This window comes from Sphingobacteriales bacterium, assembly GCA_016700115.1.
GTDB lineage: Bacteria > Bacteroidota > Bacteroidia > Chitinophagales > UBA2359 > UBA2359.
Genome location: CP064999.1, coordinates 3,485,046 through 3,506,882 on the forward strand (window position 1 = coordinate 3,485,046; position 21,837 = coordinate 3,506,882).

18 protein-coding genes are annotated in these 21,837 nt (G+C 43.8%); 6 read left to right on the forward strand and 12 right to left on the reverse strand.

Going from position 1 to position 21,837, the window contains the following annotated elements; translation table 11 throughout:
* Positions 1-34: 34 nt before the first annotated feature.
* Complete coding sequence (locus IPM47_12450) at positions 35-787, forward strand: MotA/TolQ/ExbB proton channel family protein (GenBank protein QQS27690.1); 753 nt, start codon at positions 35-37, stop codon at positions 785-787.
* Between the two features lie 456 nt (positions 788-1,243).
* Positions 1,244-2,545 (forward strand): serine hydroxymethyltransferase, encoded by a 1,302-nt coding sequence (locus IPM47_12455; protein QQS27691.1) that lies wholly within the window; start codon positions 1,244-1,246, stop codon positions 2,543-2,545.
* A gap of 51 nt (positions 2,546-2,596) precedes the next feature.
* On the opposite strand, the gene IPM47_12460 is transcribed toward IPM47_12455, so the two are convergent.
* The 5 genes from IPM47_12460 to IPM47_12480 all read right to left on the reverse strand — a co-directional run bounded on the left by IPM47_12460 (position 2,597) and on the right by IPM47_12480 (position 8,377).
* Complete coding sequence (locus IPM47_12460) at positions 2,597-4,099, reverse strand: leucyl aminopeptidase (GenBank protein ID QQS27692.1); 1,503 nt, start codon at positions 4,097-4,099, stop codon at positions 2,597-2,599.
* A gap of 39 nt (positions 4,100-4,138) precedes the next feature.
* Positions 4,139-5,278 carry a carbohydrate esterase gene (locus IPM47_12465; GenBank protein QQS27693.1) on the reverse strand — a complete coding sequence of 380 codons (1,140 nt, stop codon included), beginning with the start codon at positions 5,276-5,278 and terminating at the stop codon, positions 4,139-4,141.
* Between the two features lie 120 nt (positions 5,279-5,398).
* Positions 5,399-5,977, reverse strand: a complete 579-nt coding sequence (gene maf / locus IPM47_12470; protein QQS27694.1) for a septum formation protein Maf — start codon at positions 5,975-5,977, stop codon at positions 5,399-5,401.
* Positions 5,978-6,007: 30 nt separating this feature from the next.
* Positions 6,008-6,382 carry a hypothetical protein gene (locus tag IPM47_12475; protein ID QQS27695.1) on the reverse strand — a complete coding sequence of 125 codons (375 nt, stop codon included), beginning with the start codon at positions 6,380-6,382 and terminating at the stop codon, positions 6,008-6,010.
* A 9-nt stretch (positions 6,383-6,391) separates the two neighbouring features.
* Complete coding sequence (locus IPM47_12480) at positions 6,392-8,377, reverse strand: T9SS type A sorting domain-containing protein (GenBank protein ID QQS27696.1); 1,986 nt, start codon at positions 8,375-8,377, stop codon at positions 6,392-6,394.
* Between the two features lie 446 nt (positions 8,378-8,823).
* Between IPM47_12480 and IPM47_12485 the strand changes: the two genes are divergently transcribed.
* Together IPM47_12485 and IPM47_12490 are read left to right on the forward strand one after the other, a co-directional pair.
* Positions 8,824-10,545, forward strand: a complete 1,722-nt coding sequence (locus tag IPM47_12485; GenBank protein QQS27697.1) for a T9SS type A sorting domain-containing protein — start codon at positions 8,824-8,826, stop codon at positions 10,543-10,545.
* A 102-nt stretch (positions 10,546-10,647) separates the two neighbouring features.
* Complete coding sequence (locus IPM47_12490) at positions 10,648-11,280, forward strand: hypothetical protein (protein ID QQS27698.1); 633 nt, start codon at positions 10,648-10,650, stop codon at positions 11,278-11,280.
* Between the two features lie 9 nt (positions 11,281-11,289).
* Here IPM47_12490 and IPM47_12495 read toward each other — a convergent pair whose 3' ends face one another.
* Entirely contained in the window at positions 11,290-12,381 is a 1,092-nt protein-coding gene (locus IPM47_12495) for a glycosyltransferase family 4 protein (GenBank protein ID QQS27699.1), read from the reverse strand.
* On the opposite strand from IPM47_12495, the gene IPM47_12500 reads away from it, so the two are divergent.
* Positions 12,380-12,559, forward strand: a complete 180-nt coding sequence (locus IPM47_12500) for a hypothetical protein (protein ID QQS27700.1) — start codon at positions 12,380-12,382, stop codon at positions 12,557-12,559. The genes IPM47_12495 and IPM47_12500 overlap by 2 nt on opposite strands.
* A gap of 59 nt (positions 12,560-12,618) precedes the next feature.
* Here the strand turns inward: IPM47_12500 and IPM47_12505 are convergent, their stop codons facing one another.
* The 5 genes from IPM47_12505 to IPM47_12525 all read right to left on the reverse strand — a co-directional run bounded on the left by IPM47_12505 (position 12,619) and on the right by IPM47_12525 (position 18,243).
* The gene (locus IPM47_12505; GenBank protein QQS27701.1) at positions 12,619-12,927 is read right to left on the reverse strand and encodes an isoamylase early set domain-containing protein; all 309 of its coding nucleotides are present in this window, start codon (positions 12,925-12,927) and stop codon (positions 12,619-12,621) included.
* Between the two features lie 385 nt (positions 12,928-13,312).
* Positions 13,313-13,657: a hypothetical protein gene (locus IPM47_12510; protein QQS27702.1), complete on the reverse strand. Its 345-nt coding sequence runs from the start codon at positions 13,655-13,657 to the stop codon at positions 13,313-13,315.
* Between the two features lie 64 nt (positions 13,658-13,721).
* A complete protein-coding gene (locus tag IPM47_12515) occupies positions 13,722-14,822 on the reverse strand; it encodes a hypothetical protein (protein QQS27703.1) in 1,101 nt (366 codons plus the stop codon).
* Between the two features lie 113 nt (positions 14,823-14,935).
* Positions 14,936-15,715, reverse strand: a complete 780-nt coding sequence (locus tag IPM47_12520; GenBank protein ID QQS27704.1) for an outer membrane lipoprotein-sorting protein — start codon at positions 15,713-15,715, stop codon at positions 14,936-14,938.
* A 59-nt stretch (positions 15,716-15,774) separates the two neighbouring features.
* Positions 15,775-18,243: an immune inhibitor A gene (locus tag IPM47_12525; protein ID QQS27705.1), complete on the reverse strand. Its 2,469-nt coding sequence runs from the start codon at positions 18,241-18,243 to the stop codon at positions 15,775-15,777.
* A gap of 211 nt (positions 18,244-18,454) precedes the next feature.
* Between IPM47_12525 and IPM47_12530 the strand changes: the two genes are divergently transcribed.
* Complete coding sequence (locus IPM47_12530; protein ID QQS27706.1) at positions 18,455-19,738, forward strand: 3-deoxy-D-manno-octulosonic acid transferase; 1,284 nt, start codon at positions 18,455-18,457, stop codon at positions 19,736-19,738.
* Here IPM47_12530 and feoB read toward each other — a convergent pair.
* Positions 19,732-21,837: a ferrous iron transport protein B gene (gene feoB, locus IPM47_12535; protein QQS27707.1), complete on the reverse strand. Its 2,106-nt coding sequence runs from the start codon at positions 21,835-21,837 to the stop codon at positions 19,732-19,734. The genes IPM47_12530 and feoB overlap by 7 nt on opposite strands.

The window sequence follows — 21,837 nt, forward strand, 5'->3', positions numbered from 1 at the left end:
TTATCCATTCAAAAACAACAATCTGACAAATACAATGAATCAGCAACGATTAAAAAACTTTTTATTAGGACTTATCTCGGCAATTTTACTTTCCGCTGTTTTTGTTGCCGGGTTTAACATGGTGGGGCAACCAACTTTCCAGCGAATTTTTCAGATTTTTGGTGGGGATATGCCAAGTGGTATTGTTCAGTTTATCACTTATATCGCCTTTTTTTGGGGAATTTTTGAATTGGTATCTCTTTTAAATAAAATCAATTACGAAAGCAAAAGCCTGACACTACATTTATTGCCGGAACAAGAGCAATGGGTTTTGTCACCGGATGATGTGAACGAGTTGAAAATAAAGATGATTGATTTTGAAAAAGAAAACAAGTACCTGATTGTAGATATTATTAAAAAGGCAGCCACTAAATTCAGAGCAGACAAATCTGTTTCCGATGTGTTAAGTGTGGTTTCCTCTCAGGTAAAAATGAATTACTCGCGAGCTGAAAGTAAACAATCCATTGTTCGATATATTGCATGGGCAATCCCATCATTAGGATTTATCGGAACAATTCTTGGTATAGCTCAAGCATTAGGTTTTGCGCATCAGGCAGATACTCCTGAAGGGTTAGCCAATATCACCAATTCCATGTACCTCGCTTTCGATACTACGTTAGTTGCGTTGTTGCTCAGCATCATCATGATGTGGATTTTCCATGATCTGCAGGAAAAAGAAGAAATGCTTCACATCAACATGGAAGAATATATTATTGAAAACTTTGTCAACCGCATACACTTAGAATGATCTTGCAATTATTAATTGACCGGTTGTCCTGCATTATATAGGTTTTCTCTAATTGCATAGTCAATACTGTCAGTAGATTCCCAATTCCTCACTTCTAATTGTGTTCTGATGGTAAAGATTTTATGTATCTAACTCCTTAACTTATAAGGCTTAAGTATGCTGCTATTGTTTGGTTTTTTTGCTAATGGAAAAGACCTTTGGCAATCGTGTTTGTAATTTTACATAATTCAAAGATAAAGTTTGACTCTTTAAAAGTTATAGCCTCCCTTTCAAAAGCATTTTGAAAGTTGACCTTTTACCAACTGCAACTTTGATAATTTGCCTAACAATTTGCGTATTTATAGTAGGGAATAATCTTTGAAACCAATTGATAAGCTTATTGTATCAACCTGGCTTTTCAACATGTTAGTCATTTAATTTGTGTATCTTTGCCGCCTACTAAAAAATCAACAGATTATGAACGGCATATCAGCAGTTTCTGACAAGCATTTTGACGAAACTATTTTTAACCTGATACAGGAAGAAGAGCATCGTCAACTTAAAGGTATAGAACTTATTGCATCCGAAAACTTTGTCAGCCCACAAGTTCGACAGGCTATGGGTAGTGTTTTAACCCATAAATATGCAGAAGGATATCCGGGTAAACGATATTATGGTGGTTGCGAAGTAGTTGACGAGATTGAACAATTAGCAATAGACCGCGCCAAACAACTTTTCGGAGCTGCCTGGGCAAATGTACAGCCTCATTCAGGGGCACAGGCTAATGCTGCGGTTATGTTGGCAATATTGAAACCGGGGGATACAATTCTCGGATTTGATCTTTCGCATGGCGGACATCTTACACACGGTTCCCCTGTCAATTACTCCGGTAAACTTTACCGTCCTGTATTTTATGGGGTAAATGAAGACACCGGAAGGGTAGATATGGATAGGGCAGAAGCAATCGCAAAACAATCTAAGCCCAGACTTATTATTTGCGGAGCCTCTGCATACTCGAGGGACTGGGATTATGAAAGGTTCAGGGAAATTGCCGACGAAGTTGGTGCCATGTTAATGGCGGATATTGCACATCCTGCCGGTCTTATAGCAAAAGGTTTGTTGAACAACCCCCTTCCACATTGCCATATTGTAACCACCACTACTCATAAAACTTTGAGGGGACCGCGGGGAGGCATGATTATGATTGGTCAGGATATGGAAAACATTTTTGGTATCACCAATGCGAAAGGCGAAAAGCTAATGTTGAGTGCATTGTTAGACAGCGCTGTTTTTCCGGGCACTCAGGGCGGTCCTTTAGAACATATCATTGCTGCAAAGGCTGTTGCTTATGGCGAAGCTCTGACTCCGGAGTATGGAAAATATATGGAACAAGTCAGAAAAAATGCGCAGGCATTGGCCTTAGTTTTTAACCAAAAAGGCTACCACCTCGTTTCCGGTGGAACAGACAATCATCTGATTTTGATAGACCTTCGCAATAAAAATATTAGTGGGAAAAAAGCGGATCAGGCTTTGGGAATGGCCGATATTACCGTCAATAAAAACATGGTTCCATTTGACGACCGCTCACCCTTTATCACTTCGGGAATCAGGGTTGGAACCTCAGCTATCACCTCACGGGGGATGAAAGAATCACAGATGTATCAAATTGCAGAATGGATAGACACGGTTATTATGAATGCTGACAATCCCCAAAAGATTGCAGCCGTCAAACAAGAGGTAAATTTGCTGATGAAGCAATACCCCTTGTTTGCATGGTAAAAGGATTGATTTAAATCAACCGGAGATTATCGGACTGCAATTTTCTTGAAATTACTTTACTAATTTTTCCAGATAAGCAACTAAAAGGCGAACTCCATAAGCAGTTGCGCTTTTCTGGCCGCTGTATTCATTGTCGCCAAAGGCGGTACCTGCAATATCTAAATGTGCCCAGGCATTGTGGTTCTCAATAAAAAATTCCAGAAACTTAGCAGCGGCAATAGCCCCTGCAACAGGAGGCTGATTGTTGTTTTTAATGTCTGCAATATCGGACACTATGGCTTTTTTATAGAGATCCCAGATTGGCAGTTGCCAAAGATATTCACCGGTTTGTTGGCCAGCATCAAACAATTGTTTTGCCAATTCTTGGTTGTTGGAAAATAACCCGGCAACCCTGTAACCAAATGTTGCAACACAACTGCCTGTCAGGGTAGCTAAATCTATCATCACATCCGGTTGGTGGTTTCTGTTGATATAAGAGAGGGCATCTGCTAAGATAAGTCTGCCTTCTGCATCTGTATTATCCACCTCAATAGATTTGCCGGCATAAGAGCCGATGACATCTCCCGGTTTGATAGATTTCGCATCCACACAGTTGTCAGTTGCCGGAATAACCCCAATCAAATGGACAGGGAGCTGAAGGGTAGCAGCAGCCTGAAAAGTACCCAATACGGCGGCAGCTCCTGCCATATCGCTTTTCATGTATTGCATATTGACTGTTTTGATGGACAGCCCGCCTGTATCATAAGTAACACCTTTACCTATTAACCCAATTTTAGGTAGGGTTTGGTTAGTTGAGTTTTGATTTTTGGGAAGATATTCCATGACTAAGAAAGTGGGAGGAAATTCGCTGCCCCGATTTACTCCGAGCAAAGCATACAATCCGAGTTCTTGGATTTCTTCTTTTTCAAAAACATTTACTTTAAACCCATATTGGATTCCGGCATTTTCTGCCCACTCTCCTAAATTTTTAGGAGTAATGCTGTTACTTGCTCCATTGACCAAATCAAATACCGACAATTGTGCTTTGGCTAATTTTGTGCCTTTGTCTAATGCCTTTTCAACAATGTCATTAAATCTACTTTCTGTAAAAACCCGGACTGAATAGTCCTCTTTTTCTGCCGGTGTTTCGGATTCAGCGGTTTTATAAATACCTATATTATATTGGCTGAGTAAAAGTCCATTGATAGCTGCTTCTGACAGGTTTTTAACTATTTCTGCCCTTCTTGGAGCGTTTGATAACAACAATTCAAGCCCAACCGATTTTGACATTTTGCCGTTTGCTCTTTTGCCCAAACTTCGGAAGGCATCCAGCACTTCGGGCATAAGATTAAGTCCTCCCAAACCAAGGAGATAGATTTTTTTCAACTCCGGTTTGTTCCGGTTAACGGCATATATACTCAGCACTTCTTTAAACTCAGCTTTGAACTCAGCTTGAAGCAAAGCGGCATCTACTCCGGCAAGGCGGGCAATTTTTTCGAGGGATTTTCCGAGTAAATCATTTTTTAATAACGGAATAATCAAGTTTTCGGGAAAGGCATCTTTTTTGTTGTTCATAATTCTTTTAGCTATTTAAGTGAAGTAATCGTTAGCCTGTCAGTTTGTAAAAAACAACCATTCTATTGCTTTGGGGAACTCATCTCCCCAGTAAGCCTCGTTGTGTTTTCCTTTTGGGTCAATGTTAATTCTGAAATGAATATTGTTGTGAGCAACGCCCTGATGTTGGAGGGTTTCCTTAAACCTGAGGACGTTAGGAACCATATTTACGCTTTCGGTTTCGCCGGCATACATGTAAATTTTGGTTTGATAGGTTTTTTCAAAGTGCATTGCTTCAAAGTGAATATGTGGGTTCATCCAAAGAGAAGGGGAGAAAATCAGGAGTTTGCTGAACACTTGGGGAAAAGTCAACCCGGCATAGATACTGACAAGCCCACCAAGAGAACTACCACCAATGCCGGTGTTTTGGCGGTCGGTCAAGGTTCGCAACTTAGCGTCAACATAGGGTTTAAGTTTGGAGGCAATCATTTTGACGTATTTGCGTCCTTCCTGTGTTCCGGTAGTGCCTGGCATAATCGAGAAATCGGCTATTCTTTTTTTACCGGCATGTTCGATGGCAATGACAATCAGGTCAGACATTCCCTGTTCGGCAAGGATAGCTAATTTTCGGTCTATTGCCCAGTTGCCGAAAGGTGCATAATCGTCAAAGAGGTTTTGGGCATCGTGGAGGTATAAAACCGGGTAATGTTTTTGGGTTTGGTCGTAATTGTAAGGCAATAAAGCCCAAACTTTGCGTTTTCGCCTCATTCCGGTAACGTCTTTTCCATCAGTGAGCAAAATGAGTTTAGGCAGGAACTTTTGCAGATGCGCTTGTCCGTCTTTCAAAAACCGGAAAATTTTATCTGAGACATACCCCGATTTCTTTTCTGTCATCCGGTTGGGTGGAATATTTCCATAAATATCCGTTTCAACATTGTGCCAACCTCCTTTTACATACTTATATTCCAAGGTTTCGGGGAGGGAAATGTCGTTTGGAAAAACAAAGCGATATTTGCCTTTTTCTATTTTTTCTAACCGGTAGTTTTCGTCTTCTGTTGTCCAATTGTTGAAGTTTCCGGCAAGATAAACAGGTCGGTCATCATCGTGCGCGGTGATTACCTCGAATGACAGGGACTGATTATTGTTTTCTTTGGTGTCTTTTTTCCACTCTATTAACATACGATTCTTAATATTGGGCAAAAGGCCGGTGAGTTGAGGTTTTAAAAACTGTTTATACAGATATTTTTCAGGAGGGTTAAAAAACGCCGTAACTTAACAATGGCTTTGTCAGGTTAGTTCGTTGAACTGAGGGGTTAAATATTACATTACTACCTGATTAAAAAGTGTTAATTCTTTCAGTAATGTACTGACAGGCAATCCAACTACATTGAAATAGCAGCCGTTTATTTTTTTCATGCCCACCAAACCTATCCATTCCTGAATGGCGTAGCCTCCTGCTTTATCGTAGGGTTGATACTTTTCGACATAATGATGGATTTGGTCTTTAGTCAGGGGATAAAACTCAACGATGGTTTGCGAGTGGAATACCTTTATTTTTTTTTGGCTCAGTAAACAGACTCCGGTGATAACGAGATGTTCTTTTCCGGACAGGAGGGACAGGAAATGTTTGGCTTCCCCGGCCGAAGAAGGTTTACCGAGCAATTCATTGTTCAAAGAAACAATGGTATCGGCACTGATGATTATATCATCTTCGTTTTCTAAAAAATGCCGGACGGCCTCAGCCTTTTGACAGGCTATGTGAATTGCGATTTCAGGTGCAATCAGATTTGGGGGATAAGTTTCGTCTGTTTCGGGAGTTATGATGTCAAAAGACAGACCTGCTTCGGTTAGCAGTTGTTTTCGCCTCGGAGACTGAGAGGCTAAGAAAAAGCGGGGCATATATATAGTTACAGGGTTTTTAAAAAAAAATTAGTCCCAGGAATCTGCGATAATGTCTTCAGTATCATCGCTTTGTTTGTCCTGATTGGATTGCTGTGATTTGTACCAACGCCGGGTATTTATTTTTTGGATTTCCCGTTCGATGACCAAATCGGCCAATGCCAGCGCAGGGGGTTGTTCTGTTTGGTTGGTCAGGGCTTGCATGGCTTTGGTTTCGGAAATATCCAGTCTATACATAGCCTGAAGGAGGGCTTCCATGTCGGTTTCCATTTTATAGGAAATTTGATTGGCGAGCCATATCCGGAACTGCTCCATATTTTCGTGGGTTTGCCGAAGTTCATCTTCCGTCAGGTTCAGGTCTTTACCGACCAACGCAAGGGTTTCAGGTAACAGGTTGATGTCCATATTAACAGGTTAATGTTTGGCAAATTTTTGCATAAATACCCCTTTATCGGTCAAGACCTTTGCGACATATAATCCGGGAGGTATGGTTTCTAAGGTTAGAGAAGTGGCCGAAAGGTTTTCAACCGCAAAGTTCTGCATAGTTTTTCCTGCAAGGTTAATAATTTCTATGAATTTCATCTTGTAAATTCCCGAATCAAAAATTAAAGTATTTCTGACCGGATTGGGATAAACGGATAGAGGAGAACTGCTGTTTCCGGCATTTATTTCGGGTGTTGAAACATACATTATCTCGTTGTTATTGGTAATCAGCCATTTGTCGGGGTCGAATTGAATGGAATCGGGAGCAAAAGGCAGTGGTGCCATAAAGGTTTGGTGTCCGGAATTGCTGTTGTATTGCAATACAAGCAGGGTATCCTGACCGCCATAAAAAATTTTAACCGGCAGAGGGAGTTCAAAAGTCGCTACCGAAGGGTGTGATTGGGTTTGAAAGATATCTAAGACGATGGTTAGAGGGTTCTCATCAACCGACCAGACGATTTCAAAAGACGGAAAACCTTCGCCATAAAACCAATCGTCAAAATACCAATCGAGATTTTGTCCGGATGTGTTTTCAAAATGCGCCTTCAAATCGGCAGTGCGGGCAAAACCTCCTGCAAGTTCCGGGTCGTTCAGATAATTTCGCAGGGCGGTAAAGAAGGCCTCATCACCAATTATCCAACGGAGTTGATGCAGAATCATAGCCCCTTTGGCATAGCTGAGACGGCCGTTAAAAATACGGCTGACATTCGTGGTGTCGTTGCACCATACCGAGCCGTCCGGTTGGCTGGTGATGGCGTTGATGCGAATGGTTTTAAAGGGCAGCCACCATACGCCGTCTAACAAATGTTCATAGCAAAGACCTGACAAATAAGTGGCAAAACCTTCGTTGAGCCAGATGTCTTCCCAACTTCCGCAGGTAATATGATTGCCAAACCATTGATGTGCCATCTCGTGCGCCAATAGCTCGAAGCCGAAACTTCCGACAAAACTCATGGTTTGATGTTCCATGCCTCCGCCCCAGTCGAATTGTGCATGTCCGTATTTTTCTTCCATAAAAGGATAGTCAATGAACAGGGAATCGAAGAGTTGCATCACCTTGATTTGTTCGGCAGTCAGGGACATGGCTTCTGTGAGGCTTTCGGGATATACATAGTTGAGCATTTGCAGGTTTGTGCCGTTTAAAGGTATCAGGTCTGTATAGCTGACATAGTTTGTAACAGCAATGGCTACTAAATAGGTGGCAATCGGGTAGGAGTGATGCCAGTGGCTGATGTTATGGGTGGCAGTTTCTGTTTCTGAAATCAGGATTCCGTTGCTTGCGGTTCTGTAACCTGTGGGGGTAGTAACGATGATGTCGAGTTCGCTGATTTTATCGGTCAGATTGTCTTTGCAGGGCCACCAGTCGCTTGCGCCATAAGGTTCGGAAAGTGTCCATAAGATTGGAGCGCTTTCGTGGTCTTCGCGGATAAAAGAGCCAAACCCTGTTTGAGTCGGCTCCCCTTTATAGATAATGGTTACAGAGTCTATATTGCCGGGTAATACTGTTTCGGGCAAAATAATATGGAGCAGGTCGGGGTCGGTTTGCAGAAATGCGGTGGTTTCACCGTGGTAAAAAACGGTATCCACCGTGAGCAGCACGGATAAATCGAGGGTAACCGTATCGAAATCTGAGGTGATGGGGTTGAAATAATAGGTTACATTGCCGGAAATATAGTTAACAGACGGGTCAACTTCCCATTCCAACCGCGCATAGTGTAGGTCAAACACATCGTTTGACAGGTCGGAAGCAGCGGTTTGTTTTTGCAGGCAGGCGTGGGATTGGCGGGTTTGTTCTTTACAAATAATTTCATCGAGATCCTGGCCGAAAAAATGGCGATGTTGTGCCGAAACGGTTAAAATTCCGGTTATCAAACAAAAACATAGCCCAATTACAGTGTAACGGTTAAAGCTGTTCATGTTCTGAAAATGGTTGTTTGCGCTGCAAGTTAAGGGCTTTTTGGGTGATGTCCTGTGCAGTAGGTGTTAAAAAATCAGGATGATGTGATTTGACATGCCGGATTTGTTGTTAGCTTTTAAAGGGTTCTTAGATGGATTGGGATTTAACCCTTGATTTAAAATGATACCGCCTGTTTAATTTATGCCAATATAAACTGAATTGAGGGATTTTTTAAGAAAAAAACCGCAAGCGAAAAATCACCTTTCGCTATTTGAAATTCTTGTAGTTCAGGGCAAAAGATAGCGGGACTGTTCAGGGGATTGGCAAAATACCTTGTCATAAGATATTAGAACCTCGCTTTTACGGTTAAAATGGTCTCATACAAATTTTTTTCTTATCCAACCGCAGGTTTGGTAGATTAATTGCAAATGAATATTTACATTTGACCATTAAAACCCACCCTTTTATGCAAAAAAACATTGCCACAATTATACTGACTTTTGCCATCACCATGGCCTGCTTCGCACAACAAGCCACATTTGACCGGATAAGAACTTCTGTTTTTCAGACTCAGTGCAATAATTCGGGTTGCCATACTTCTGCATCGGCAGCAGGAGGATTGAGCTTAGAAGGAACTACTTCCGAGGTTCGGGCTGCCCTTTACAACGTGCAATCCACCAATGCGGTGTCGCAATCGGCCGGAAACAAACGGGTTTTCCCGGGTCATCCATACCGCAGCAAAATGTTTTTACTTATTAACAACGGTTTGGCATTGAATGAAACGCTGTTGCCCGATGAAGATCCGGGAAATGTTCATGCCAACCTCAATATCAGCAATTTAGACAAAGAATTGATTCGACAATGGATATTTTTTGATTCCCCTACCTCCGGTCAGGTGGTTTCTCATACCATGCTCGAAGATTTTTATGGAGGTAATGGAATATGGGCAACCGATCCTGCAAATCCTCCTGCAAAACCCGACCCCTCCGAAGGTTTTCAAATTCACTTAGGCCCCTTGTTTTTACCTCCCTGGGACGGTGCTATTCAACCGGACGAAGAATATCACTACAAATATGCCACCCTTCTGCCAAACAATATTGAAATTAACCGTTTAGACGGAAATATTGGCAGTTCCCACCACATGATTTTGTTCCGCTACAACAATACTTCTTCTGCCAACAGTATGCCCTACGGACTTCAGCAAAACAATATGGGTGGCGGTCGCTCTATGGTGGCTGCTTTTGGACAGTCGAGCAGCATTGAACTCCCGCAGGGCACTGCCTTCAAATGGTACACCGACAGCTTTTTAGATATCAACACGCATGTTGTCAATTACTCTCCCGTTGCTGTGATGGCAACCGATGTTTATATCAATGTCTATACTCAACCATTTGGAACTGCGGCTCAGGAAATGAAAACTACCCTGCTTATCAACCCTGCCTTGTTTATTCCATATAACAGCGGCGTTGAAACCTTTACCGCCGACATTACCAACGTCAACGGACTGCCCTCTACCTATTATATCTGGAAAATGAGTTCGCATACCCACCGTCACGGGTTGAGTTTCAACGTCTGGCACCGAAATTCCAACGGCACAAAAGGAGAACATATTTACGATGCCAACAAATACAACGGTGTGCCGGAATGTGAGGAGATAGGTTATGATTATCAGCATCCGCCCACCCGCGTTTTTGGCAATTACCTACCCATTGTAAACTCAGTGGGGCTGATTCAGGAAGCTACCTATTCCAACAACGATGTAACTCCTTTTATTACCTGGGGAAATACGGTGAATGATGAAATGATGATCACCGGTATTTTTTACCTCGACAATATTACGGGCATTGAAATGCCTGAACCCTCGGTTTGTTTTGCGGATGAAATCAATGTCGGAATTGACAGCCCCTCCCAAAACGGAACTGTGGAACATCTTAAACTGACGGCCTATCCCAACCCCACAGACGGCGATATGCAACTGACGATTATTTCACCCCAAAGTACGGTTGCTACTTTGTCAGTACTTAATTTGCTGGGCAAAGAAGTATGGCGTACAGCCCCGATTGACCTTGTGGCCAACTCCCCCCAAACCCACCGGCTCGACCTGAGCAATTTGGCCAAAGGTTTGTATCTTTACCAACTGACCGATGATTTGGGCAACAGGCTAACAGGCAGGTTAGCAGTCCGATAGGCTTGGTTTCGATGCATTTCTAAAATCCCTACCTTTGTTCCTGACTCAGGTAGGGGTTTTTGTTTTCCCCTTTTTTATTCAACTTCTTTCAATCAAATTGCGATGAAACCTTTTGCACTTTTCCTCCTTGCTGCCATTTTTGCCTTCTCGTTTTTTAGCCATTGCACCCCAACTCCCGACACTGCAAGTTCTGAACAGGCCTCTGTTGATCCTAATGCCTCTAACAACATGACAGAACCCGGCGATTCTGTGCCTCCTGACGGCGGAGGCAAGGAAGAAGAAGCGGTGGAAAAAGACTTTTCAACCCTTGGGTTTGAGCTTTTAAAAACCGAAGGACTTGGCGAGCTGAAACTCGGAATGGAACCTAAACAGGTAGAGGTTGTTTTGGGAAAACCCACCAACTTGTCGAAACCCGAAGTTTGGGAAGCTGATGGGATGACCCACCAAACCTGGACTTACAAAAAAGGCGGATTAGAATTAGACATGAGCGGAAACTCGGCGGCGGAACTTGTTTTGGGTGGAATTACCGCCTACAAGCCCTGCAACCTGAAAACCAAACGGCAAATTGGAATCGGAACTCCCATGAATCTGGTGATGGAGGCTTACAAAAAAGAAATTGACCGCGAAAGCAGCGATACCGCTTATATCGTGGTAGGCTCGGTGTATGGAGGGGTACTGTTCACCCTTAAAAACCAACAGGTCAGCGGCATTTTTATTGGTGCTGCGGCGGAATAAGCCCGTTTTTTAGTGCCGGTTTTTTACCAAATCTTCAAACAACCGGAGGTATTCCATCACGGTATGCCGGAGCGAAAAGTCGTTTTTTGCTGCGTTTTTACCGTTTTCAATCAGCTTTTCCCGGAGTTGGTTATCGGTCAAGATGCGGTTTATTTGAGCCGCAAGGGTTTGAATGTCGCCGTCTTCAAACCAAAGTCCGTTTTGCTCGTTGTTTAACACATCAATAATTCCCTGTGCGCGGGTGGCGACAACCGGAATCCCCATGCCCATTGCCTCGACCAGCACCAGACCAAACCCATCCATCGTGGAGGGCAGAACGGAGAGGTTAAACAAAGGATAGTAGTCCATCACCTCCTCGTTTGGTACAACTCCGGCATACAATACCGGATTTTTGACCGAAAACTTTTTGACCACCGCATCGAGGCTTCCCGGCTCAATGCCGACAAACATCACTTTGATTTGTTCGTTTTTCAACATGGGTAAGGCTTCGATGAGTTGCTCCTGTTTTTTTCGGCGCGAAACGCAGCCTATCACCACATCGTTTGGCCGGATTCTGAATTTAAGCCGAAGGGCATCTGTGTTTTCGGGTCGGGTTTGCAAAAACCGCTCTTCGGGAATCCCGTTCATGATGACTTTCAGGTGATGGGCGGGGAATCCCTTTTGAACAAAAGTTTGTTTCAGTTGGGGGCTGATGACCACAATTTTATCGGTTCCGGCGATGTAAAACCGGTTTTGTAGCCGGCCGCCAATGCTTTTTGGTGCTTGCCGTCTGGTATGCACCAGCACGACAGGGAGTCGAAATATCCATTTTGCGAAAATGGAGGTGTAGCGGTCTTTACCCGACTGTGCGTTTATCACCTGAATTTGATACCGCAAAACCACCTCCCTGATTTGCCGCATATTGACCCAATCGAACCTGCTGCCAAAGGTCATCTCTTCCGTGATTACCCGGGTGTTTGCAAACATCCCGTAAAGGAGGCTTTGTTTTCGCAGCCCGGCAACCACCGTATGCCCCATATCGGCAAGCCCTTTTGCGAGGTAAAAGACAGAATTGGTAGAGCCGGCAATATCTCCCTGATAAGTCAGAAAAAGGATGTTCATGTGGGGTAATCTTTGGCAATGGGGGTTAAAATTTCCGGTTTTTGGTTCGCTTGGTAAAGTTACCACCTTTTTTTGCCCATTTACCTGCCTGCAAAATAAGCCGGGAGAAGCGAAACATAATTTTGCAGCATTGGAAAATCAGGGGTTAAACCTGCATGTTCAGGATGTAATTGTCTGAAAACAAAAAAACCTCCTGAAAAACATCAGGAGGTTAAAAAAACTATGAAAACAAATGACTTACAGAACAATCACAGAGTTCATATCAGCGCCTACGCCGCTTGGAACAAATTTGTCGGCAAGCTCGTCGTTAATCCAAAGATTGCCGTCCACCAAATAGCGGAACTGATATTCTTTACCAGAATCCAAATCTATCGTAGTTTTAAAAGAACCGTCTTTCAAAGCCTGCATTACTTCGATACTGCTATCCCAGTTGTTAAATTCTCCTACGAGGCTAACTTTTTCGGCAACACCAACAGAGGCTTTAGGAACGCGAAAGGTTACTTTACAAACTTCTTTACTTTTAAGATACTTTTTTTCAATACTCATGACAATAACTAAATTTAGTGAGACAAATTTAAGGCAGCCGAATTACCACTGCCGGAATGAGGATAACCCTCTTTTTTTCGAGGCGCAAAGGTAAGCAGGTTTGCGCTATCAAACAAAAGTCAGGGCAACAAATTAACAGTTTCTTAACATTTTGGAAATAAAAGTGCCGGTTTTTTCAGCCTTTTTTGATTAAATGCTACCCCAAATCTCAACTTTGCAGGCATTTTTCCTGCAAATAGAAACTCATCTTTCACACGCGAAACCTCAGTTTCCGCTATGGTAAAATCTGGTTCTGATGGATACAAAATGTCAGACATTCCTCTTTTGCCATGAATTAAGACTTTTACTTTTTTTTCTCCTGCTGACAGATGTCTGTTTGGCAGACCTATAAGGTCTGCCAGACCTTATAGGTCTCGAACGCAAGGCAAATCTTGAAGTTTCGCTTGCGAAGAATCAGGTTTCGCTTGCGAAGAATCAGGTTTCGCAAGCGAAGAATTAGTTTTCGCAAGCGAAGAATCATTTTTCGCACGCGAAGAATCAGGTTTCGCAAGCGAAGAATCATTTTTCGCACGCGAAGAATCAGGTTTCGCAAGCGAAGAATCATTTTTCGCACGCGAAAGGTAATGTTTCGCACGCGAAAGGTAATGTTTCGCACGCGAAAGGTAATGTTTCGCACGCGAAAGGTAATGTTTCGCACGCGAAGAATCAGGTTGCAGACATGGAAAATCATATTCCATTGTCTGAAAAGTGTTAAAAAGCCCGGATTTATGGAGTGTTGGCGGTATAAAACCGGATTACTGACAGCTAACGGGAGGCATGGAAGCTATCCAGTCGGAAATGAGTTGCAGCCCTTCGGAGTGAATGACGGAGCGGCCAAGTTCGGGCATTGCGACATCCAATAAGGTGGAGTTCATGCGGTAAATCAGGATCGATTCTTCGGGTTTTCCGGGCACAATGCCATATAAAAACCCTCCCGACCCCTGTCCGGCAGCAATCGGGGGTTTACAAATTCCCAGCGCAAAGTCGTTGGTTTCTGACCAGGTAAGCGACAAACCCGAAGTATTGGCCGGCCCGTCGTAGTTGTGGCAATGCCCGCAGTTGATGTCTAAATATGCCCTTGCGCGCAGGTCTAAACTGCCCGAAAGCGGATCGTTCCAGACGGGTGCTTTTGGAATGGCGGTTAAGTTGGAAGGTGCCGAGTTCAGATAGCCCTTTGCCGTCCATTTTTCCAACTGATTCATTGTGCCGTCCGGATAATTGAAATCTTTGTTCAGATGTCGGGCTTTTGGCCCGATAGGTACAAATTTGCCGTCATAGCTATGGCAACCTTTACACTCGTTTTTGTTGGGTATTAAAAATTCGGCTTGTTGTGTCTGACCGTTTTCGTTGACCCATTCAACCGGTACCGACATGCCCACCACGCTGTAACCGGCTTCGGTCTGTTCTTCGTTCCAGATATAATCATAAGGCTGCCATTTGTCGGCATGTCTTACCAGCAAACGGGTTTCGATGATGCGCCGCCCTTTGGAAGGGTCAGTTTTATCGTTATCGTAGTAAAAAGTTTTGATAATGATGGCTCCTACCGGGAAATCAAACGCTTCGGATTCGTGATAGGTGGCGCTTGTTCCTTCAGGCAACCAAACGAAACGGGCTTTTTCGGCATAATCTGAAAACAAAGGCGAGTTCAGGTCATAGGGCAAAACTCCTTCATTCGGATTTAGTTCTGCTATGTTGCCGGTAAAAAAGCGATAGTCGCTGAGTTTTGCCAGCGGAATTTTGTTTAGCGCAGTGTTTGGAGTTGTGGGGTCATTTTCTTCTTTGTTACAGGAAGGGTAGATCAATACGATCAGCAAGGCGAGGCAAAAAAGGGAAAGCGCAGAAAATCGGAGGGTCATGGGAAAAGTTTAGTCCGTTTGGGATGGGGGTAAATGGATTTAGATAAAAAGGAAAAGCCCGAGGGCAGTTTATAGGTGTCAGACCGCCGGGTAATGTTTGGTTTGTATAAAAATTAACGGATGGTTTTCATGTTTTCGACAGAAAAGAAACGAGCGGGCAGAGTTTGATCAAAAACAACCGATTTGTACATCACGGTGGTTTTATCTGCGGGTTGTCCGGCGGTTTTCCATTCGGAAACCACGGGATAGGTATGGTCTTTCAAAGTTTCGGTTCGGAGAGTTTGACAGGTGGCGACCAGATATTCGTCTTCGTCATAAAATTCGGATTTCTGAATACTGTAGTTTTTGGAATCAATCCATAACATCGCATTGTTGCGGGTTTGCATGGCTTCGCTGTTTTGGGTAATTTCAATAACATAGCAATCGGTGCCGTTCCATCGGACTAAATTTTTAAAGGAAGCGGCCACATCGCCTTCAAAAGACAGATAGTTGGTCAGATTTGCAATCGAAATATTGGTATCCATCCAGACTTCTGCAATTTCCATGGGCGAAAGTTTGGTCAGTTTTTCCGAATCGGGCTGCCAGCTCCAAACTTCTTTTTTCTTTCTCAACAGGGCATTTCCCCGATAGCGCGCCGGAGCGGTTACCAACAACAAAAACTCGTCGGGGTAGTTTTGCCAGATTTTCAAATCAATTTCAGCTTCCTGTTTGTCTTCTTTAAAAACATGGAGGCTTAACTGCGCCTGCATACTTTTTTCGCCATAAGCCATGCGCACCGCTTTTTTAACAATCTCTTCCGCACCCGGTAAAGAGGCTCTCAAATGAGATTTGTATAGCATCACCGGAATGATCAGCAAAAAGGCAAAGGCAAGCAGCAGCGGTTTTTTGTTCATGGGCGGATAATTTGAAAATCTGTTACGGGGTTTGCCGGTAATTTTTGGTTCATGCCGGTTTATTTTAAGACTGCCAGTTTTAATTTTTTGGTTTTGTATTGCGGATGTTCGAGGCTGTAAAAGTACATTCCATTGGTAAAGTTTTGGGTGTCGAGCCAGAAACTTCCTTTTCCCGCAACGGGGGCAAGGTTTTTGGAAAATACGGGTTGTCCCAGACTGTTCACCACCACGAAACGATAGTTTTCAAAAGCATGTTCAGGGAGGATGTATTGAATCAGGGTTTGATTTTGAGCCGGATTGGGGGCGCAAGGCAGTAAGACCGGTTTTCCTGCTGAGTTTTCGGTTAAACTAAAGGGTGGAAGGGACGTGGTGGTGGTGTCTTCGGGCAGGTAGCTGAGTTTTTCGACAGTGAGGTCGTCAAAATAAAATCCGTCTAATTCCAGGTTATCATCGGAAGCCAGAAAAAAACGAAACTGCAAATGCTGTCCGATAAAAGCAGATAGGTCAATTTCTTCCAGGACCCAACTGTTTTGCATCCCTTCATAAATCGGCGCACCTTCCTGCTGATAGGGAGAGCCGATGCGCGAATATTTACCGCATAAGGGGGAAATATTGCCGTTTTCGACATTGATGGCCTGAATCTGAACGTAATCATAATAAGTCTCGATATTCCATTTAGCCCAGAAATTAAGTTTGGCAAATACACAATCGGTCAGGTCAATCGTATCTTTTTGAGTAATGCCGGTATATGCTCCTGCGGGATAGTTGCCGTTTGGAGAATCGGTGATGCTGCTGTTTTCAGAAACAAAATCGGCGGTGGTGATCTGCCAGATTGTATCTTCGGCAGTTTCCCATAAGTTGATGTCAGAGCAGTCGTTCTGATAAGCAACAACGGGTTGTCCGTAAAATTTGGTAACGGTTTCTTCAATAGTCAGCCCCTGCCCGTTGTAAAGGAGGAGTTTAAACGAAATAGCGTCCCCTTGTTTAATGGTATCTGAAATGGTAAATTCTATTTGGGATTCGATGGTTTCTTCAAGTGCCAAACCGGAGAAAGTTAACGATGCGCCGATTTCTGCGATATTGGTAGTCAGGGGCAGCACCGATACGGTAAAGGTTCCGTCGTCCTGCAACCCTATTCTTTTAAGGCTGAAACTGATGGTAGCAATGTCTGAATTGATAAACGGGGAGGAGGTTTCGGTCAGGGTGGCGTAATTGTGCAGCAGACGTAGGGCTGTCAGATTTTGCCACATATTGCTCTGACAAATAGGGATGATCCGTTGGGTAGTCGGCCAAAAACCATCGTCAAATCGGCGGCCGACTTCTGGGGTAAAAGAAAATATTTTGTTTTTGGTAGTTTGTTCTCCATACAGCCAGTCGTCCGAAACGCCATTGGTAAGATACCCTACCGTTTGATCGCCCGTACCCCAGACATAATTGTTTTCTTTCGTCATTTGCCTGGCAAACTCCCGGAACAGCGAGGAATCGGGAGTTTCGTAGGATGCGACATATCCCCAGGGGTAAATCAGCAAATTGCCGGAGGCGTGGTAATTCAGGCAAATCTGAAAATTATGTGCTTCGCAATACGCCTTCATTGCCGAAGTTTCAGGCTCAGAAAACGGAGCAGGTCCGCGGTAGGTACTGTTGTTGGTGTTGCCCGACGAACCGTAATTGTCATATCCCCATAAAAACCCGTAATTCCGGTTCAGATCTACCCCGAAAGTTGAGTCGTCGTTGTCCCGTCTGTTTTTGCGCCACATACCTCCGCCATTGGGATTGGTAAATTCGTTCCACAAATACCCGTCCGGGTTCAGGCATGGAATAAAGTGGATTTCAGTATTCTGGAGCAGAAAGGCAATGCTGGGGTCTGTATCATAGTTTTCTAAAAGGTAGTACATGAAATAGATGAGCTGGGAAAGCGAAGCCGGCTCGCGTGCATGGTGAAGGGCAGTGTATAAAATCTGAGGTTCTCCGGCTTCTTCAATATCGGGATTGTCTGAAAAAACAATGCGATAGACCACATTGCCATCTTCTGTCGTATATCCTTCGATGGGCTGTTTTTCAGAAACAAGGCCGCCAAACAATTCGTGCATATTATCCAACTCGTCCAGCATTTCCTGATAGGTAAAAAAACCGCCCATACTGCCCAGAGAAAAATTAGCCGGCTCAGGATAGCTTCCGATATTTGCCACACAACTAACCGTTGCCTGCACCTCTTTTTCAGCATCGGTGTTTGCTGCTATTTGATTCCGCTTCACATAGAAATCAGACACGTCATCGCACAACACCTCAAAAACATACCCCGCAGCTTCGGCAATGCTCAGTTCGGTTTCCGAAAAATCACCAATAATATAGGTATTGCGTTTATATTCGGCATGGTCAACCGGTAATCCCAAAGCAGCAAGTTCATGGATACCGTCGTCGTTGGTATATATTTTTGCTTTGAGATGCTTTTCCTGTTGGGCATAAGCCAAAAACATTCCCGCCTGAAGCAATAACATGAAAACAAGCGTGATAACTCTGAATTTCATAGCGTACAATTATTTTACAAAGTTACTAAACTAATTCAGTTTTTAAAACCGGCAATCGTTGCGGGTGTTTTTAATTGGGATAAACCATTTAATTTAAGGAAATATGGTAAGGAAACTTCCGGCACTCGCTAACTTTGCGGCATCAACCGGCAAAAGCCAGAAAACGCCCGATACCAAAAGAGGGGTAAGATGTTGACGCTAAGTTAAAACCATGCTTTTTAATTTCCTTTACTGCTCAGTTATCCGTCTGTATGTTCTGACTGCTTTCCTGATGCAGTTTTTCAGCCCAAAAGCCGCCAAATGGATAAATGGTCAACGCATAGTATGGAAATCGCTTGCCGCAGATTTGCCCGAAAAAACCAAAGGCAAAAGGATTTGGATACATTGTGCTTCTTTGGGCGAGTTTGAACAGGGGAGACCCATGATAGAAATGGCGAAACAAAACATGGATGGCGTTCAAATCATCCTGACCTTTTTTTCCCCTTCCGGATATGAGGTAAGGAAAAATTTTCCGTTGGCAGACCGGGTTTTCTACCTTCCGGCCGATACGACCGAAAACGCACGCAGATTTATAAATCTGATTCAACCCGACATCGCTGTTTTTGTCAAGTACGAAATTTGGTGGAATTATCTGAATGAGTTGAAAAAACAGCAAATTCCCGCTTTGTTGATTTCAGCAGTCTTCCGGCCGCAACAGTTCTATTTTCGATGGTATGGAATGGGATATCGTCAGGCTTTGACTTTTTTCAAAATGATTTTTGTGCAAAACGAAAGCTCCCGCCTTTTGTTAAACCAATTTGGCATCCATCAAACCAAAGTAGCGCCGGATTCCCGTTTCGACCGCGTTTGGTCAATTGCGCAGGAAAAAAAGAGTCTGTACATCCCCGAACTTTTTGCCGGAACAGGGCAAACAATCATGGTGTGCGGCAGCACCTGGCCGAAAGACGAAACCCTTCTTGCAAAAGCCATGAAACTGCTGCCAGACAACCTGTCCCTGATTATTGCACCCCACGAAACAGACAACAGCCGGATAGAATCGTTAGAAGCTTGTTTTCAGAATTTGAATCCAATCCGATATTCTCAGGCTTTGGAAAACCAAGCTTTCCTGAACAATCCAAAACAGTTCAGGGTGCTAATTTTAGACAATATGGGCATATTGGCCACTGTCTATCGTTATGGGCAATTAGCTTATATAGGGGGAGGTTTTGGTGCGGGAATTCACAATATCCTCGAAGCAGTGGTCTATGGAGTGCCCGTATTTTTTGGACCCCGCTTTTCAAAGTTCAACGAAGCCGTAACTTTGGTGCAGCTTGGGGGCGCATTTGCGGCCGATAATCCTGAAACATTGGCCGATAACATATTAAAGGGATATCCGGGCACAAAAGCCTATCAGCATGTAACGGCAGTATGCAACCGTTATATAAAAGAAAATATTGGAGGCACGGCTTTGGTTTATCAGGAATTGATAAGACTGCTCAACAAGACGGACTATTGAAAAATCCGGAAAACCGCCCACGAAGCAGTATATGCAAGCACGGTCATATAAACGAGTTGCACCAAAGCCCATTTCCACGAGTTGGTTTCCCGTTTCACCACTGCCAGGGTGCTCATACATTGCATGGCAAATATGTAAAACACCAACAAAGATAGGGTAGTGGCAGTGTTAAACATCGGCAGGTTAGTTTTAGGGTTGATTTCCGCACTCATTTTTTGCCGCAGAGTCGTTTCATCATTTCCGCCAACACTGTAAATAGTTGCCATAGTACCGACAAAAACCTCACGCGCAGCAAAGGAAGTGAGCAGGGCAATGCCTATTTTCCAATCAAACCCGATAGGTTCAATGACAGGCTCTATCCATTTGCCGACATGTCCGATATAGGAGTTTTCAAGCCTGGCCTCTGCTATCTGCGCATCCAAATCGCTGTTGTCGCCGGCAGCTTGCTGGTATTTCGTGATCACCTGGTTTTCCGCATCTTCCATCTTGTTGCCCGGACCAAAATTTGCCGACACCCACAACAGCAAAGAAATAATCAGGATGATTTTACCCGCCTCGACCACAAAAATTTTAACCTTCTGCACCGCATTGATAAACAGATTTTTCCAGTGCGGCATCTTGTAAGGCGGCAGTTCCAGGGCAAGAAAGCTCGGCTCACTGCTTTTCACAAACCTTTTCAGAACGTAAGCCACCAATAATGCAGCAAAAATTCCGGTTAAGTAAAGCGCCATCATCATCAAACCCTGAGCATTCAAAATCCCCACCGATGCTTCTACCGGTATCAACAAGGCAATCAGGATGGTAAATACCGGAATCCGCGCAGAACAACTCACCAATGGAGTTACCAGGATGGTCAGCAGTCTTTCTTTCGGATTAGAGATGGTTCTTGCCGCCATCACAGCAGGAACCGCACAAGCCATGCCCGAAAATAACGAAACAAGGCTGCGCCCGTTCATTCCAAACCGGCTCATCAGGCTATCGGACAGGTAAACTGCCCTCGACATATAGCCGGTTTCCTCCAAAATCCCGATTAACAAAAACAAAATGGCGATTTGAGGCACAAAAATTACAATTCCACTCAGTCCGGACAATATACCGTCTGTCAGCAGGGATGTCAGCATCGAATCGGGTAAATATTTTTGCAGTTGCACGGAGGTTTGTGAAAATACCCACTCAATCCATTCCATAGGATAAGCCGCAACACTAAAAATAGCCTGAAAAATTCCAAACAGCACCAAAACAAAAAAGAACAATCCGCCAACAGGATGGGTCAGCCAACGGTCAAACCCCGAAGTCAGATTGCTGCGTTCCTTTTCAGGAGCGAAAACTGTTTGGCGGATAACGGGCATTATCTTTTCAAACCGCTGCATTGTGTCGGCAATCTGAGCATGAAGACTTTCAAAACCGTATTTTCTGCCAATAGCTTTCAAATCATCCACCTGTGCGGAGGTTAAAAACGGCAGTACTTCGACATGTTCCAGATGCAAAGCGGCCACATAGTTATTGTCAACCCCAAGTATTTTTTTAACTGCGACCAACAATCCGTCAGGCACTCCGGCAACTTCTTTCATAAAAACAGGTGCAACGGAAGGGTTTTGAGTTGCTAAATATTGCTTAATATCATTTAATCCCTCTCCGGTACGGCCATTGACCACAAAAACCGGAATGTTTAAGGACTTACTAAGCAACTCATAGTTGATTTGCTGCGAATCTTTGGCTTGCAAATCTGTCATCGTAATTCCCAGAATAACCGGAAACTGCAAACAAATCAACTGAGTCAACAGCAATAAATGCCGTTCTAAATTGGCAGCATCTGCGATATATAGAATATTGGGTTTATCGGCCAAAACATCGGGGTGCAACAAAGTCTGTAACACTATTTTCTCTTCGGCCGAAGTGGGATGAAGGCTGTAAGTGCCGGGCAAGTCCATCACCTCAAGGGTGTTGCCATTAGGCAAGGTAGTTACTCCTGTTTTTTTATCTACCGTAACTCCGGTAAAATTCCCGACTTTTTGGTAAAGTCCGGTCAGGGTGTTAAAAACCGAGGTTTTACCGGAATTGGGATTGCCTGCTAAAAAAAGTTTTTTCGGGAGGTGCAT

What these genes read in the sequence shown, in the direction of transcription:
- maf (QQS27694.1), bottom strand. Translation starts at nt 5,977, where the DNA reads ATGCCCCGCTTTTTCTTAGCCTCTCAGTCTCCGAGGCGAAAACAACTG.
- IPM47_12460 (QQS27692.1), bottom strand. Translation starts at nt 4,099, where the DNA reads ATGAACAACAAAAAAGATGCCTTTCCCGAAAACTTGATTATTCCGTTA.
- IPM47_12525 (QQS27705.1), bottom strand. Translation starts at nt 18,243, where the DNA reads ATGAAATTCAGAGTTATCACGCTTGTTTTCATGTTATTGCTTCAGGCG.
- IPM47_12480 (QQS27696.1), bottom strand. Translation starts at nt 8,377, where the DNA reads ATGAACAGCTTTAACCGTTACACTGTAATTGGGCTATGTTTTTGTTTG.
- IPM47_12520 (QQS27704.1), bottom strand. Translation starts at nt 15,715, where the DNA reads ATGAACAAAAAACCGCTGCTGCTTGCCTTTGCCTTTTTGCTGATCATT.
- IPM47_12500 (QQS27700.1), top strand. Translation starts at nt 12,380, where the DNA reads ATGTGGGGTAATCTTTGGCAATGGGGGTTAAAATTTCCGGTTTTTGGT.
- feoB (QQS27707.1), bottom strand. Translation starts at nt 21,837, where the DNA reads ATGCACCTCCCGAAAAAACTTTTTTTAGCAGGCAATCCCAATTCCGGT.
- IPM47_12530 (QQS27706.1), top strand. Translation starts at nt 18,455, where the DNA reads ATGCTTTTTAATTTCCTTTACTGCTCAGTTATCCGTCTGTATGTTCTG.
- IPM47_12495 (QQS27699.1), bottom strand. Translation starts at nt 12,381, where the DNA reads ATGAACATCCTTTTTCTGACTTATCAGGGAGATATTGCCGGCTCTACC.
- IPM47_12475 (QQS27695.1), bottom strand. Translation starts at nt 6,382, where the DNA reads ATGGACATCAACCTGTTACCTGAAACCCTTGCGTTGGTCGGTAAAGAC.
- IPM47_12485 (QQS27697.1), top strand. Translation starts at nt 8,824, where the DNA reads ATGCAAAAAAACATTGCCACAATTATACTGACTTTTGCCATCACCATG.
- IPM47_12515 (QQS27703.1), bottom strand. Translation starts at nt 14,822, where the DNA reads ATGACCCTCCGATTTTCTGCGCTTTCCCTTTTTTGCCTCGCCTTGCTG.
- IPM47_12510 (QQS27702.1), bottom strand. Translation starts at nt 13,657, where the DNA reads ATGATTTTCCATGTCTGCAACCTGATTCTTCGCGTGCGAAACATTACC.
- IPM47_12505 (QQS27701.1), bottom strand. Translation starts at nt 12,927, where the DNA reads ATGAGTATTGAAAAAAAGTATCTTAAAAGTAAAGAAGTTTGTAAAGTA.
- IPM47_12455 (QQS27691.1), top strand. Translation starts at nt 1,244, where the DNA reads ATGAACGGCATATCAGCAGTTTCTGACAAGCATTTTGACGAAACTATT.
- IPM47_12490 (QQS27698.1), top strand. Translation starts at nt 10,648, where the DNA reads ATGAAACCTTTTGCACTTTTCCTCCTTGCTGCCATTTTTGCCTTCTCG.
- IPM47_12450 (QQS27690.1), top strand. Translation starts at nt 35, where the DNA reads ATGAATCAGCAACGATTAAAAAACTTTTTATTAGGACTTATCTCGGCA.